The organism is Streptomyces sp. AcH 505 (assembly GCF_000818175.1).
GTDB lineage: Bacteria > Actinomycetota > Actinomycetes > Streptomycetales > Streptomycetaceae > Streptomyces.
On record NZ_JTIY01000001.1, the window covers coordinates 4,399,868 to 4,414,832 of the forward strand.

The 14,965-nt window shown below is 69.3% G+C and carries 11 protein-coding genes; 3 read left to right on the forward strand and 8 right to left on the reverse strand.

The features are described 5' to 3' along the window. The first annotated feature begins 87 nt into the window (after positions 1–87). Positions 88–750 (forward strand): response regulator, encoded by a 663-nt coding sequence (locus tag HY68_RS20130; protein WP_041990833.1) that lies wholly within the window; start codon positions 88–90, stop codon positions 748–750. A gap of 92 nt (positions 751–842) precedes the next feature. On the opposite strand, the gene HY68_RS20135 is transcribed toward HY68_RS20130, so the two are convergent. The 8 genes from HY68_RS20135 to HY68_RS20170 all read right to left on the reverse strand — a co-directional run bounded on the left by HY68_RS20135 (position 843) and on the right by HY68_RS20170 (position 10,640). Then, positions 843–1,559, reverse strand: a complete 717-nt coding sequence (locus HY68_RS20135; protein WP_041990835.1) for an ABC transporter ATP-binding protein — start codon at positions 1,557–1,559, stop codon at positions 843–845. Next, positions 1,556–2,407, reverse strand: coding sequence for an ABC transporter ATP-binding protein (locus HY68_RS20140; RefSeq protein WP_041996647.1), 852 nt, complete (start codon positions 2,405–2,407; stop codon positions 1,556–1,558). The genes HY68_RS20135 and HY68_RS20140 overlap by 4 nt, the downstream gene beginning before the upstream one ends. Positions 2,408–2,412: 5 nt before the next feature. Next, positions 2,413–4,182 carry a branched-chain amino acid ABC transporter permease gene (locus HY68_RS20145; RefSeq protein WP_041990836.1) on the reverse strand — a complete coding sequence of 590 codons (1,770 nt, stop codon included), beginning with the start codon at positions 4,180–4,182 and terminating at the stop codon, positions 2,413–2,415. A 5-nt stretch (positions 4,183–4,187) separates the two neighbouring features. Next, on the reverse strand, positions 4,188–5,117 hold the full coding sequence (locus HY68_RS20150) for a branched-chain amino acid ABC transporter permease (protein ID WP_041990838.1): 930 nt from the start codon (positions 5,115–5,117) through the stop codon (positions 4,188–4,190). Between the two features lie 194 nt (positions 5,118–5,311). Then, a complete protein-coding gene (locus HY68_RS20155) occupies positions 5,312–6,547 on the reverse strand; it encodes a branched-chain amino acid ABC transporter substrate-binding protein (RefSeq protein WP_241778621.1) in 1,236 nt (411 codons plus the stop codon). Positions 6,548–6,835: 288 nt separating this feature from the next. Then, positions 6,836–7,441, reverse strand: coding sequence for a hypothetical protein (locus tag HY68_RS39640; protein WP_052457143.1), 606 nt, complete (start codon positions 7,439–7,441; stop codon positions 6,836–6,838). A gap of 345 nt (positions 7,442–7,786) precedes the next feature. Further along, positions 7,787–8,251 (reverse strand): hotdog fold thioesterase, encoded by a 465-nt coding sequence (locus tag HY68_RS20165; protein ID WP_041990842.1) that lies wholly within the window; start codon positions 8,249–8,251, stop codon positions 7,787–7,789. A 67-nt stretch (positions 8,252–8,318) separates the two neighbouring features. Continuing rightward, positions 8,319–10,640: an FdhF/YdeP family oxidoreductase gene (locus tag HY68_RS20170; protein WP_041990844.1), complete on the reverse strand. Its 2,322-nt coding sequence runs from the start codon at positions 10,638–10,640 to the stop codon at positions 8,319–8,321. A 117-nt stretch (positions 10,641–10,757) separates the two neighbouring features. On the opposite strand from HY68_RS20170, the gene polA reads away from it, so the two are divergent. Together polA and HY68_RS43895 are read left to right on the forward strand one after the other, a co-directional pair. Beyond that, on the forward strand, positions 10,758–13,469 hold the full coding sequence (polA, locus tag HY68_RS20175) for a DNA polymerase I (protein ID WP_041990846.1): 2,712 nt from the start codon (positions 10,758–10,760) through the stop codon (positions 13,467–13,469). Positions 13,470–13,628: 159 nt separating this feature from the next. Further along, positions 13,629–14,965, forward strand: a 1,337-nt coding sequence (locus HY68_RS43895; protein WP_241778622.1) for a lytic transglycosylase, incomplete at its 3' end; no start/stop codon positions are given.

The following is a 14,965-nucleotide window of genomic DNA, read 5'->3' on the forward strand; positions in this document are numbered from 1 at the left end:
CTGATGAGATTGTACCCGGTGACCAATGGGTGCATCAGCTAGGTAGGCTCATGGATGCAGCCTGCGCCCCGCTACAAGGAGCTCCCCGTGACCACCCCCGAGTCGCCCCAGCCCGTCGACGATGACGACAAGTCGCACGTCCCGCCGCTGACGACGCGTGTCGTCATCGCCGAGGACGAGGCGCTGATTCGTCTCGATCTCAAGGAGATGCTCGAAGAAGAGGGCTATTCCGTCGTCGGTGAGGCCGGGGACGGGCAGCAGGCGGTGGAGTTGGCGCGGGAGCACCGGCCCGATCTGGTGATCCTGGATGTGAAGATGCCCGTCCTGGACGGGATCTCCGCCGCCGAGCAGATCGCCGCCGAGTCCATCGCGCCGGTCCTGATGCTGACCGCGTTCTCGCAGCGCGATCTCGTGGAGCGGGCCCGGGACGCCGGGGCCATGGCGTATCTGGTGAAGCCGTTCAGCAAGAGTGACGTGGTGCCGGCCATCGAGATGGCGGTCTCGCGGTTCACCGAGCTGCGGACGCTGGAGCAGGAGGTCGCCGACCTCACGCAGCGGCTGGAGACGCGGAAGCTGGTGGACCGGGCGAAGTCGGTTCTGCAGACGCAGTACGGGCTGACCGAGCCGGCCGCCTTCCGGTGGATCCAGAAGACGTCGATGGACCGCCGGCTGTCGATGCAGCAGGTCGCCGAGGCGGTCATCGAGGACGCCGAGGAGAAGAAGGCCGCCAAGGGCGAGCAGGGCTCGTAGTACGGGACCATGGCTGAGGCCCGCCCCCGGATGTGTTCCCGGGGCGGGCCTCAGTCGTATCTGTGCGGCGTATCGGTGGTGTATCGGCGGCGTCAGTCCTCGCCGAGGTACGCCTTCCGCACCGACTCGTCGTGCAGCAGGTCCTGTCCCGTGCCGGAAAGGACGATGCTGCCGATTTCCATGACGTGCCCGTGGTCGGCGAGCGACAGGGCCGCCTGCGCGTTCTGCTCGACGAGCAGGATCGTCGTGCCGGCCGCCTTGAGTTCCACGATGGTCGCCATGATCTTCTGCATCATGATGGGGGAGAGGCCCATGGAGGGCTCGTCCAGCATGAGCAGTTTCGGCTGGGACATCAGGGCGCGGCCCATGGCGAGCATTTGCTGTTCGCCGCCGGAGAGCGTGCCCGCAGCCTGCTTCCGGCGTTCCCCGAGAATGGGGAAGAGGTCGTAGGCGCGCTGGATGTCCTTTTCGATGCCCGCCTTGTCCGTCCGGAGAAACGCTCCGAGCTGGAGGTTTTCCGCGATGGTGAGGCGGGGGAAGATGTGCCGGCCTTCGGGGGAGTGGGCGAGCCCGAGGGAGACGATTTTGTGCGCGGGGATTCCGGCGAGTGGTTTCCCGTCGAAGCTGATACGGCCGCCGGCCGGCTTGAGCAGCCCGGAAAGGGTGCGCAAGGTGGTGGTCTTGCCCGCGCCGTTGGTGCCGATGAGAGTGACGACCTGGCCGGCTTCGACGCTGAAGGAGATTCCCTTGACGGCTTCGATCTTGCCGTAGGCGACTTTGAGGTCTTCGACTTCGAGCAGCGCGGTCATTTGGTGTCTCCTTCCGCGTTTCCGGCGGCGGGGGCGGCGGGAGTGGTCTCGTCGGCGCCGTTGGTGTCGTCGTCCATGGGTGTGCCGAGGTACGCGGCGATGACGCGTTCGTCGGCCTGGACGACGTCGGGGGTGCCTTCGACGAGCTTTTCGCCCTGGACGAGACAGGCCACCCGGTCGCACAGGTTGAAGATGAAGCGCATGTCGTGCTCGATGACGAGGACGGCGATGCCCTGGTCCCGGATGGAGAAGACCAGTTCCTCGGTGGCCCGGGTCTCCTGCGGGTTCATGCCGGCTGTGGGTTCGTCGAGGAGCAGCAGCCCGGGTTCGCTGGCGAGTGCGCGGGCGATTTCGAGCTTGCGCTGTTCGCCGTAGGGGAGGTTGCGCGAGAGGTGGTCGGCCTTGTGCTGGAGGCCGATGAACTCGAGCAGTTCCATGGCGCGTGCGCGTGACTTCTCTTCGGCCTTCTTGAAGCCGGGGCCGCGGAGCAGCGCCGACCAGAGGCCTTCCTTCGTCCGGGTGTGCCGTCCGACGAGGACGTTCTCCAGGACGGTCATGTTGGCGAAGAGCCGGATGTTCTGGAAGGTCCTGGCGATGCCGGCGCTGGTGACGAGGTGCGGTTTGGCGGGGAGGACGGTGCCTTTGTAGGCGACGGTGCCCTCGGTGGGCACGTACAGCCCGGTGAGGCAGTTGAAGAACGTCGTCTTGCCCGCGCCGTTGGGGCCGATGAGCCCGACGATCTCGCCGCTGTTGACGGTGAGGTCGACGGAGCGTACGGCGGTGAGGCCGCCGAACCGCATGGTGACGCCGGTCGCCTGGAGGACGGTGGTGGTGGTCGCGGTTGTCATCGTGGTCACGCCCCCGCCTTGGTCACGCCGACGGTGCTGGTGGGGAGGGTGTCGTCGGGTGTGTCGAGTTGTCCGGTGTCGTGGAATTCGAGCTGCCGCCGCCGGTTGGCGATGATGCCTTCCGGCCGGAAGCGCATGAGCAGGACGAGTGCGATACCGAAGGCGAGCAGCTCGTAGTTCTGCAGGAAGCCGAGCTTCTCGGGGATCAGGTAGAGCAGGGTGGCGCCGAGGATCGGGCCGTTGACCGTACCCATGCCGCCGAGGACGACGGCGGCCAGCAGGAAGGCCGAGTTGGGCGGCGCGGAGCCGGCGAACTGGTACGGGTTGGGCACGACGCTGTAGGTGACGTGCGCGCTGACCGTACCGGCGAGGCCGGCGAGCGAGGCGCCCAGGGCGAAGGCGATGAGCTTGACGCGGAAGCCGTTGATGCCCATGGCGGTCGCGGCTGTCTCGTCCTCGCGGATGGCGATCCAGGACCGGCCGATACGGGAGTCCGCCGCCCGGTTGAAGACGATCACGACGAGTGCCGTGATCAGCAGCATCAGGAAGAAGTAGTTGGCGAAGCGCCCGATGGTGAACGATCCGAGTTCGTGGTCGATGCCGAAGTCGAATCCGAAGAGGTTCAGGTCGGGGATGGCGGGGATGCCGTTGGGGCCGTTGGTCAGGTTGGGACCCGACGAGCCGTTCATGTTGTTGACGGCGATACGGAAGATCTCTCCGAACCCGAGGGTCACGATGGCGAGGTAGTCGCCGCGTAGCCGCAGGGTCGGCGCGCCGATGAGGACGCCGAAGATCAGTGAGGCCGCGAGGCCGGTGAGCGCCGCCGCCCAGAACGGGAACTGCACTCCGGAGAAGCGGGAGAACTCGGATCCTGACACCAGGGCTGCCGCGTAGGCGCCGACGCCGAGGAAGGCGACGTACCCGAGGTCGAGGAGTCCGGTGAGGCCGACGACGATGTTCAGACCGAGGGCGACGGTGCCGAAGATGAGGATGTTGACGCCGAGGTTGGCGTTGTGGTCGTCGCTCTGGGTGAACGGGAAGATCGCCGCGGCGAGGAACGCCATGGAGGTGGCGAATCCCTTGTACCGGCCGTTGAGTTCGGAGAACCGGTCGAGGAGCCCCGAGGCGAAGACGGCCCAGGCACCGAACAGGATGAGCAGGACGAAGCCGATGAAGGTTTCGCTGTCGTCGTTGTCGATGCTGATGCCGTAGCTGAAGATGACCAGCCCGACGGCGGTGGCGAGGGTGATGATGACGCGCTGCACCCAGGGGGCCGGCATCGTGGCCTGCGGCATGGTGTCGGGCTTGGTGAGGTAGTCCTGCAGCGTGTCGCCCGGGTGGGGCAGCGCGAGTGCGCCGAGCAGGGTGAGGAGCCCGCCGACGGCCGCGACATAGGCGCCGGGGTCGAGGTTGGCAAGTCCGCCGAGGTCGACGGCGATGGCGATCGCGCTGAACCAGGTGACGCTGAACGTGGCGACGGCCGCCAGGAACACCGGGTTGGTGGCGCGGGTCGGGTTGAGCCAGCGCAGCCCTCGGATGTCCCAGTGGGTGAGGACGAAGAGCAGGGCGAGCAGCGCGGCGACGATGGCGAGGATCTGCAGACCCGCGGGATAGCCGTAGACGGTGAGGTCGCCGGGGAATTCCGAGGTGTAGGTCCACGACATGAACCCGCTGATGATGGTGGCGGTCGCGCCGACGGCGGTGAGGGTGCGGGCGGCGGTGCTGGGCAGGGGGACGACGCCGCGGACGCCGGGTGTGGTGGTTTCTGTGGTCATGGTTCTCACGCCCTGTCCGCGACACGTTCGCCGAGTAGGCCTTGTGGCCTGAACAGCAGTACGAGGATGAGGAGGATGAAGGCCCAGACGGACGCCCAGCTCTGGCCGCCGAACTGTTCCATGCCGGGGATGTCGGAGATGTACGCGGTGGCCATGGCTTCGGCGAGGCCGAGGACGAGGCCGCCGAGCATGGCTCCGTAGATGTTGCCGATCCCGCCGAGCACGGCGGCGGTGAAGGCTTTGAGCCCGGCCTGGAAGCCCATGGAGTAGTCGATCTGGCCGTACTTGACGCCGTACGCGACGCCGGCGACGGCGGCGAAGAGGCCGCCGATGGCGAAGGCGATGACGATGATGCGGTTGGTGTCGATACCCATGAGCTGAGCGGTGTCGGGGTCCTGCGCGGTGGCCTGCATGGCACGGCCGGTACGCGAGGTGCGCATGAAGTAGGCGAGCGCCGCCATGGAGACGACAGCGGCGGCCAGCAGGAAGATGTCGCCGCCCTGGATGTCCACCGAGCCGAGGTGGTAGGGCCCGAAGCCCAGCTGGGGGAACGGCCTGGCGCTCTTGGCGTCCGGGTACAGGTTGAAGACGATCTGCTGGAGCGCGAGCGAGAGGCCGATGGCTGTGATGAGTGGCGCGAGGCGTGGCGCGCCGCGTAGGGGCCGGTAGGCGAATCGTTCCGCTCCGACGGCGATGAGCACGGCGACGAGCGCGCCGCCTATCAGCATCAGAGGGAGGGCTATCCACATGGATATGCCGTCTGGCAGGACGAGATAGACCGTGAGGGCTCCGAAGCCGCCGGTCATGAATATCTCGCCGTGGGCGAAGTTGATGAGCTGGACGATGCCGTACACCATCGTGTAACCGATGGCGATCAGCCCGTACATCGAGCCGAGGAACAGCCCGTTGGCCAGCTGCTGCGGCAGGGTGTTCACCGCATGGCCTCCATGTGGGTGGTGGGGAGTGTGCGCGGGGTGGTGGGGACGGCTCGCTGTGGCGGCGCTGTCCTTGGTGGTGCGTGGGCTGTTCCCTGCGGGGTACTACCGGCCGGAGCCCGGCACCATCACATGAGGTGTGGTGCCGGGCTCCGTGTGCGGGTTCAGCTCACTGTCGGCTCGGCGCTGTCGGCTCAGCCGGCGTCGTAGGTGCCGCTGTTGACGGCCTTCCAGGCACCCTTGGTGACCTGGTAGACGGTGAGCTGCTTGTTGGTGGTGTCGCCGTACTGGTCGAACGAGACGGGTCCTGCGATGCCCGAGAAGTTGGACTTCTGGACCTCGGCGACGACCTGCTCACGCGCGTCGTCCGGGATCTTCCCGTCCTTCACGACGTTGCCGACGGCCTTGATGATGGCGGTCGCGGCGTCGTAGGAGTAACCACCGTAGGTGCCGTAGTCACCGGGGTACTTCTTCGCCTTGTACTCGGCGATGAAGGCCTTGGCGGCGGGCAGGGTGTCCAGCGGGACACCGACGGAGGTGGCGAGGTCGCCCTCGGCGGCCGCGCCTGCCGTCTTGATGTACGTGTCGGAGAACATGCCGTCGCCGCCGAAGAGCGGGATCTTGGCGCCCGCGTCCTTGAGCTGCTTGGTGAGGATCTGCGACTCGTCGTACTGACCGCCGTAGTAGACCAGGTCGGCCTTGGAGTTCTTGATCTTGGTGACGAGGGTGGAGAAGTCCTTGTCACCGGTGTTGACGTGGTCCTGGCCCGCGACCTTGCCGCCTTGCTTGACGAAGCCCTCCTTGAAGAGCTTCGCGAGGCCGGCGCCGTAGGTCTGCTGGTCGTCGACGACGTAGACGCTCTTCTTCTTGAGGTCCTTGAAGGCGTACTGGGCGGCGAAGCCACCCTGCAGGGCGTCGGTCGTGGCGGTGCGGAAGTACGTCTTGTAGTCGCGCTTCTTCGTGCCGGTCTGCCAGTCCTTGCCCTGCGTGAGCTCGGGCGCCGTGTTGGCGGGGGAGATCTCGACGAGGTTGGCGTTCGCGAAGGTCTTCTGCATCGAGGTGGCCACACCGGAGTTGAGCGGGCCGACGACGCCGAGGACTTCCTTCTCGGCCACCAGGGCGCTGGCGTTCTGCTGGCCGGAGGCCGGCAGGGCCTTGTCGTCGAGGGCCTTGATCTTGAAGGTGACGCCGGGGACGGACTTGTTCTTGTTGGCGTCGTCGGCGGCTATCTGGGCGCCGTACTGCAGGCCGAGGCCGGTCGCGGAGTTCTGTCCGGTGAGCGGCGCGTCGACGCCGATGACCACGGTGACGTTCTTGCCGCCGTCGCCGCCGCTGGAGTCGCTGTCGTCGTCGCGCGATCCGCAGGCCGTGAGTGTGAGTGCTCCGGTGGTGAGCACGGTGGTGAGTATGAGCAACGAACGCTGTCGCACGATGAATCCTCTCCCTGGCGCGGCGGCCTCTGCTGAGGCGCCGTGTGTCTCGCCGGGCCGTACTGGCGGTGCTGGGTCGTGCTGTGGACGCGCCCGGCGGCGCGGTGACTGGGCGTGACTCTAAGCGAGGCGGGGGAGTGGGGAACCGATGAAGGTCAGGATGTGACTGTCTTGTTATGCCCCGACGGCGGGCAGCCGGGCTCCATGGGGGCAGACCGGGAGTTTCCGCACAGCCGGTTTGTGTTCACATGCTGAGAACCCGCAGTTCCGCTAAGGGGCTTGACGCGATCATGGTACTGACGGCCGGCAGATGGTCCGGATGGCGGCCGAGACGTCGGCGGCGTAGGTGCGGCTCAGCACGAAGGTCTGTTTCTGTATTGCACGCTTGTTACGGAGTGTTACATCCAGGAAAGGCAGTTCGAATCCGGCCGGTGTGCCCGCGCAGTCGTCGACCCTGATCCGCAACGTGATCCGGCGGCTGTGGTGTTCGGTCAGCGTGAACGGGGTTTCGGGCAGCGTGGTGGTGGTCAGCGCGGTGAAGGGCTGCTGCATCTCCTCGACGGTGAGGGGTGGTCCGGCCGCCGTGGTGACGGTGACCCGCAGGCTGAAGGTGTGGCTGCCCGGGTCGGGCGCGCCGACGGGTCCCGCGTAGCTGATCCGGGTGGCGTCCCCGGGCAGCGGCGCTGGTGTGACGGCTGACCGGGGCTGTCGGGTCAGCGTGTTGGCGACGGCGAGTACGACGACGAGTGCGCAGCCGGTGACGAGCAGGACGCGGCGCCACCGGGTCGCGGGCGGGAGCGGCGGTTCGGCGTCGAGGATGTCACCGGCCTGTGGCCGGACGGGGAGGGGGAGTTGCGCGTCGGACGCGGATTCGACGGGGCCGATGGCGTTCATCGGGCAGGCCCCGGCCGGTACGGGCGGCGAACCGGGCGCTGTGCGCCGGTGACGGGTCGGTCCGAGGCGTGCGGCGTGGTCCCCATGGGGGAAAGCTAGGTCGTCACCTTCGGTGACACAACCGGTTGCGCCGGGACGGTTGTTGCCGCCCCGGCGCCGCGGGGGTGACCCGGCCCTAGGGTCTGTCCGGCGGATCAGGGTCGGGCAGGCAGCGGCGTCTGACGTGGTGCATCGCAAGGCGCCGGGACGTCTCGATAGCGGAGCTATCGGGGCGTTTCGGCAACGCGGCGAGGTGCCGTGGCAGGCGTCTCTGCCCCGGCCATGATCCGCCGGACAGGCCCTAGGTCAGCTACGCGGACCCGCGTCGCGCAGCAGACAGGTGAGGCGCGCGGTGCACACGCGCTTGTCGTGTTCGTCGGTGATGACGATTTCGTAGGTCGCGGTCGAGCGGCCGAGGTGAACGGGGGTGGCGATGCCGGTGACGGTGCCGCCACGTACGCCGCGGTGGTGCGTGCAGTTGAGGTCGACGCCGACGGCGACCTTGCCGCTGCGCCCGTGCAGCATCGCCCCGACGGAGCCGAGGGTTTCGGCCAGGACGGCGGAAGCGCCGCCGTGCAGCAGCCCGTACGGCTGGGTGTTGCCTTCGACGGGCATGGTGCCGACGACGCGCTCGGCGGTGGCCTCGACGATCTCGACGCCCATGCGCTCGCCGAGGTGCCCGGCGGAGAAGAGCGCGGGGAGGTCGGTGCCGAGCGCCGCGTACTCGTCGATGATGTCCTGGGGCAGTTTGATGGCGGACTGGTCACCCATGGGGCTCGGCTCCGATCGTCGGTGGGGCGTGTGCGGGTCTCACTTAACCAGATGGCTGAGCGGACGCTTAGGGAGCGTCCCGCTGACCGGCCCGCTCGCCGGAACCCGGCTGCTCGAAGCGCACGACGACGGATTTGCTGACGGGGGTGTTGCTGGTGTCGGCGGTGGAGCCGAGCGGGACCAGGACGTTCGTCTCGGGGTAGTACGCGGCGGCGCAGCCGCGCGCGGTGGGGTAGTGGACGACGCGGAAGCCGGCGGCGCGGCGTTCGACGCCGTCGCGCCATTCGCTGACCAGGTCGGTGTACGCGCCGTCCGCGAGGCCGAGTTCGGCCGCGTCGTCGGGGTTGACGAGGACGACGCGGCGGCCGCCCTTGATGCCCCGGTAGCGGTCGTCGAGGCCGTAGATCGTGGTGTTGTACTGATCGTGGGAGCGGATGGTCTGCAACAGCAGCCGCCCCTGCGGCAGTTCGGGGTGCTCGACCGGCGCTGCCGTGAAGTTGGCCTTGCCGGTCGCGGTCGGGAAGCGGCGTTCGTCGCGCGGGGCGTGCGGCAGCTGGAAGCCGCCGGGGTGCGCGACGCGCGCGTTGAAGTCCTCGAAGCCGGGGACGACGCGGGCGATGCGGTCGCGGATGGTCGCGTAGTCCTTCTCGAAGTCCTCCCAGGGGGTGGTGGACGCCGGGCCGAGCACGGCGCGGGCCATCCGCGCGACGATGGCGGGCTCGGAGAGCAAGTGGGGGCCGGCCGGCGGGAGGTTGCCGCGTGAGGCGTGGACCATGCCCATGGAGTCCTCGACGGTGACGACCTGCCGGCCGCCCGCCTGGACGTCCTTGTCGGTGCGGCCGAGGGTCGGCAGGATCAGGGCCCGCCGGCCGGTGACCGCGTGCGAGCGGTTGAGTTTGGTGGAGACCTGCACGGTGAGCCGCGCGTTGCGCATCGCCGCTTCGGTGACGTGGGTGTCGGGCGTCGCCGCGACGAAGTTGCCGCCCATCGCGAAGAAGACCTTGGCCTTGCCGTCGCGCAGCGCCTCGATGGAGCGGACGACGTCGTAGCCGTGGTGCCGGGGCGAGGTGATGCGGAACTCACGGTCGAGGGCGTCGAGGAAGGCCGGCGCCGGCCGTTCGAAGATGCCCATCGTGCGGTCGCCCTGCACGTTGGAGTGGCCGCGCACCGGGCACACACCGGCGCCGGGACGGCCGATGTTGCCGCGCAGCAGCGAGAAGTTGACGACCTCGCGGATGGTCGGCACGGCGTGCTTGTGCTGGGTGAGACCCATCGCCCAGCAGACGATGGTGCGTTGCGAGGCGAGGACCATGTCGAGGGCCCGTTCGATGTCCGCGCGTTCGAGCCCGGTCGCCGTCAGAGTGTCGGCCCAGTCGGCCTCCTCGGCCGCCGCTGCGAACTCGGCGTAGCCGTGGGTGTGTTCCTCGACGAACGCGGTGTCGACGGCGCCGGGGGTGCCGATGATCAGCTTGTTGAGCAGCCGGAAGAGCGCCTGGTCGCCGCCGATCCTGATCTGCAGGAACAGGTCGTTGAGCGCGGCGCCCTTGAGCATGCCCTGCGGGGTCTGCGGGTTCTTGAACCGTTCGAGCCCCGCCTCGGGCAGCGGGTTGACCGAGATGATCTTGGCGCCCGCCGATTTGGCCTTCTCCAGCGCCGAGAGCATCCGGGGATGGTTCGTGCCCGGGTTCTGGCCCGCGACGATGATCAGGTCGGCCTGGTGGATGTCTTCGAGGGAGACGCTGCCCTTGCCGACGCCGATCGTCTCGGAGAGCGCCGAGCCGGACGACTCGTGGCACATGTTGGAGCAGTCGGGCAGGTTGTTCGTGCCGAACTCGCGGGCGAACAGCTGGAGCAGGAAGGCCGCCTCGTTGCTGGTGCGGCCCGACGTGTAGAACAGCGCCTCGTCGGGCGAGTCGAGCGCGGCCAGCTCCTCGGCGATGATCGCGAAGGCACGCTCCCAGCTGACCGGTTCGTAGCGGTCCTCGCCGTCCGGGGCCGCGCCGCGCTCCAGCAGGACGGGTTCGGTGATCCGGCCCTGCTGCCCCAGCCAGTAACCGCTACGGGTGAACAGGTCGGCCAGCGGGTGGGCGGCGAAGAAGTCGGGGGTGACCCGGCGCAGCGTCGCCTCCTCGGCGACGGCCTTCGCGCCGTTCTCGCAGAACTCGGCGATGTGCCGGTGGTCACCCTCGGGCCAGGCGCAGCCGGGGCAGTCGAAGCCGTCCTTCTGGTTGACCTTGAGCAGCGTCCGTGCCGTGCGCCGGACCCCCATCTGCCGCTGGGCGATCTGCAGGCTGTGCGCGACGGCGGGGATGCCGGCCGCCGCGTGCTTGGGCGGCGAGACCCGCGGGTCGTCCTGGGCGGGATCGTCCGCGGGCGGTTTGGTGGCCATCACGCTCTCCTCGTTGGTCGACCGTGTACGGTATCCAACCTTGCCACGGCGGTCCCCGGGCCGGTCGGCGGGACGGGCCGGTCGGGATTGTCAGTGGGGCGTGGCAGGATCGGGTGCGTGGCTGAGACAGCATCGAAGAAGACCGCAGACATCCGTCCTCGCCTGCTCCTCATGGACGGGCACTCCCTGGCGTACCGGGCGTTCTTCGCGCTGCCCGCGGAGAACTTCACCACCGCGACCGGCCAGCCGACCAACGCCATCTACGGCTTCGCGTCGATGCTGGCGAACACGCTGCGCGACGAGGCGCCCACGCATTTCGCCGTGGCCTTCGACGTGTCCCGCAAGACCTGGCGTTCCGAGGAGTTCCCGGAGTACAAGGCCAACCGTTCCACGACTCCCGACGAGTTTAAGGGACAGGTCGAGCTGATCGGAGAGCTGCTCGACGCGATGGGCGCCGTCCGGTTCGCCGTGGACGGCTTCGAGGCCGACGACATCATCGCCACCCTCGTCACCCAGGCAGAGGCCGCCGGGTTCGACGTACTGATCGTCTCGGGCGACCGGGACTCCTTCCAGCTCGTCAGTGAGCACACCACGGTGCTCTACCCCACCAAGGGCGTCTCCGAGCTGACCCGTTTCACCCCGGCGAAGGTCCAGGAGAAGTACGGACTGACGCCCGCGCAGTATCCGGACTTCGCCGCCCTGCGCGGCGACCCGTCCGACAACCTCCCGGGCATCCCCGGGGTCGGCGAGAAGACGGCCGCCAAGTGGATCAACCAGTTCGGGTCCTTCGACGAGCTGATCGCGCGCGCCGACGAGGTCAAGGGCAAGGCCGGGCAGAACTTCCGCGACCATCTGGAGTCGGTCAAGCTCAACCGCCGGCTCACCGAGATGGTGCGCGACGTGCCGCTGCCCAAGAGCGCGGTGGAGCTGGAGCGCGCCCCCTACGACCGCACGGCGGTCGCCGGGGTGCTGGAGGTCCTGGAGATCCGCAACCCCAGCCTGCGGGAGCGGCTGCTCGCGGTCGACCCCGGCGCCGTCGAGGACGCGCCCCCGCCGCCCGAGGCCGGTGTCGAGCTGGACGGCGCCGTCCTCGCCACGGGTGAACTCGCCCCCTGGCTCGCCGAGCACGGCGCGCAGCCCCTCGGTGTCGCCACCGTCGACACCTGGGCGCTGGGCACGGGCAGCATCAGCGAAATCGCGCTGGCCGCCGCGGGCGGCGCCGCCGCCTGGTTCGACACCACCCAGCTCGACGAGGCCGACGAACAGGCGTTCGCCGGCTGGCTCGCCGACGCGGAGCGCCCGAAGGTCATGCACAACGCGAAGGCCGTCATGCGGGTCGCCCCCGAGCACGGCTGGCGGATCGACGGCGTCACGATGGACACCGCCCTCGCCGCCTATCTCGTCAAGCCGGGCCGCCGCTCCTTCGCGCTGGACGCCCTCGCCGTCGAATACCTCGGCCGGGAACTCGCCCCCGCCGCCGCGGCCGACGGACAGCTCGCCTTCGGCACGGACGAGCAGGCCGAGGCGCAGGCGCTCATGACCCAGGCCCGCGCCGTCCTCGACCTGGGCGACGCCTTCACCGGACGGCTCGCCGAGGTCGGCGCCGCCGAGCTGCTCGACGACATCGAGCTGCCCACCTCGATCATGCTGGCCCGCCTGGAGCGGCACGGCATCGCCGCCGACCGCGCCCATCTCGAAGCCATGGAGCAGCAGTTCGCAGGCGCCGTGCAGCAGGCGGTCAAGGAGGCACATGCCGCGGTGGGCCGAGAGTTCAACCTCGGCTCGCCCAAGCAGCTCCAGGAAGTCCTCTTCGCCGAGCTGGGCCTGCCCAAGACGAAGAAGACCAAGACCGGTTACACGACGGACGCGGACGCGCTGGCCTGGCTCGCCGCGCAGACCGAGCACGAGCTGCCCGTCATCATGCTGCGCCACCGCGAGCAGGCGAAGCTGCGGGTCACCGTCGAGGGGCTGATCAAGTCGATCGGCGCCGACGGCCGGATCCACACCACCTTCAGCCAGACCGTGGCCGCCACCGGACGTCTCTCGTCCACCGACCCCAATCTGCAGAACGTGCCGGTGCGTACCGACGAGGGCCGGGCCATCCGCCGCGGCTTCGTCGTCGGCGAGGGCTACGAGTCGCTGATGACGGCCGACTACAGCCAGATCGAGCTGCGCGTGATGGCGCATCTGTCCGAGGACGCCGGGCTGATCGAGGCCTTCACCTCGGGCGAGGACCTGCACACCACCGTCGCCTCCCAGGTGTTCGGCGTGGAGCGGGCCGCCGTCGACCCCGAGATGCGGCGCAAGATCAAGGCGATGTCGTACGGCCTCGCCTACGGTCTGTCCGCCTTCGGCCTCTCCCAGCAGCTCAACATCGAGGCCGCCGAGGCACGCGGTCTGATGGAGACCTTCTTCGAACGGTTCGGCGGGGTGCGTGACTACCTCCAGCGCGCCGTCGTCGAGGCCAGGGCCACCGGCTACACGGAGACGATGCTCGGACGCCGCCGCTACCTGCCCGACCTCAACAGCGACAACCGACAGCGCCGCGAGGCGGCCGAGCGGATGGCGCTCAACGCCCCCATCCAGGGCACGGCCGCCGACATCGTCAAGGTCGCGATGCTCCATGTCGACACCGCGCTGCGCCAGTCGGGGCTCACCTCCCGGATGCTCCTCCAGGTCCACGACGAAATCGTGCTGGAGATCGCCCCCGGCGAGCGCGCGGCCGTGGAGGAACTGCTGCGCCGCGAGATGCTGGCCGCCGTCGAACTGCGCGCGCCGCTCGACGTCTCGGTGGGCGTCGGCGCGGACTGGGAGTCGGCGGCGCACTGACGGCGGACTCGGGGCCCCGGCCACCTGCGGCCCAACCGCAGGTGGCGAACTGGTGAAAACCGGTCACGGACCGATGTGCTGGGGCCGGGAGTTGACGTAGGGTCGCCTGAGTCCACGCGCGGGGAGCGCGAACGTCCGTTTCACGGGAGGGCCAGACGTATGGCAGCGCTATTCGGCCGCCGACTGCGCAGAGGGGCGACCAGCACAGCCGTGGCCGCGGCCGCTATCGCGGCCCTGGCCGCATCACAAGCCCCTGGCGCTACCCCCGCCCCCAGACCGGACGGCGGGACGACGGCCGATGTGACCCCACCCGCCGCGGACACGGTCACCGGCGGCTCCCAGTACTACACGGAGCTGCCTCCGCTGAACACGCCGAACAAGCCGGGCAGTTCGATAGGCAAGCCGGGCGCCCAGGGACCGGCGGAAGCGGGTATCCCCGCCTCGGTCCTCGCCGCGTACCGGCAGGCGGAAGCGACCCTCAAGGAGAGCAAGCCGCAGTGCCGCCTCCCCTGGCAGCTGCTCGCCGCCATAGGCAAGGTCGAGTCGGGGCAGGCACGCGGCGGTCAGGTCAACGCGCAGGGCACCACCAACGCGCCGATCCTCGGCCCGGTGCTCAACGGCGCGGGCTTCGCCAACATCCCGGACACCGACGGCGGACAGTACGACGGCGACAGCGTCCATGACCGCGCCGTCGGCCCGATGCAGTTCATCCCCTCCACCTGGGCCACCTGGGGCCGCGACGCCAACGGCGACGGCGCCAAGGACCCCAACAACGTGTTCGACGCGGCGCTCGCCGCGGGCCTCTACCTCTGTGCGGGCGACCGCGACCTGTCCATCGACAGCGAGCGGAACGCGGCGATCCTCAGCTACAACCACTCGCAGGAGTACCTCAACACGGTCCTGTCGTGGCTGGAGTTCTACCGCAACGGCACCCACGAGGTCCCGGACGGCAGTGGCGTACTGCCCTCCGGCAACGGCCCGCTCAACCCCGAGCCCTCGACCAGCCCCAGCACATCGCCGAGCACCAGCCCCAGCGTGGACGCGACGCACCCGCCGTCCAAGCCGCACAAGCCCGGCACCCCCAAGCCGCCCGGCGGTTCGGGTTCACCGACCACGCCGCCGACCACCCCGCCCGGCGACGGTCCCACCACCCCGCCCGGCGACGGCGGCAGCCCCGGCGGCCCGACCACACCCCCCGCGCAGCCCGTGGTCGGCCATCTGGAGAAGGCCGGCGGTGACGGCCTGTCGGCGGTCGCCGGAAGCCTGTTCGCCGGCCGGGCCACGGTCAAGGCGGAAACCGATGCGGGCAAGCCCGTCGCGGGTACGGCGGTGCAGTTCGAGATCGTCGGCGACACCGACGCGCACTTCGAGGGCACTCCGGCCAAGATCGTCGTCACCACAGGCAAGGACGGCACGGCCACCGCGCCGGCCGTCCGCGCGGGCGAGAAGGCCGGCAGCTTCACCGTCAAGGCCAGCGTGAAGACCGGCGGGGTCGC

What these genes read in the sequence shown, in the direction of transcription:
- HY68_RS20135 (WP_041990835.1), bottom strand. Translation starts at nt 1,559, where the DNA reads ATGACCGCGCTGCTCGAAGTCGAAGACCTCAAAGTCGCCTACGGCAAG.
- HY68_RS20140 (WP_041996647.1), bottom strand. Translation starts at nt 2,407, where the DNA reads ATGACAACCGCGACCACCACCACCGTCCTCCAGGCGACCGGCGTCACC.
- HY68_RS20145 (WP_041990836.1), bottom strand. Translation starts at nt 4,182, where the DNA reads ATGACCACAGAAACCACCACACCCGGCGTCCGCGGCGTCGTCCCCCTG.
- HY68_RS39640 (WP_052457143.1), bottom strand. Translation starts at nt 7,441, where the DNA reads ATGAACGCCATCGGCCCCGTCGAATCCGCGTCCGACGCGCAACTCCCC.
- HY68_RS20165 (WP_041990842.1), bottom strand. Translation starts at nt 8,251, where the DNA reads ATGGGTGACCAGTCCGCCATCAAACTGCCCCAGGACATCATCGACGAG.
- HY68_RS20170 (WP_041990844.1), bottom strand. Translation starts at nt 10,640, where the DNA reads ATGGCCACCAAACCGCCCGCGGACGATCCCGCCCAGGACGACCCGCGG.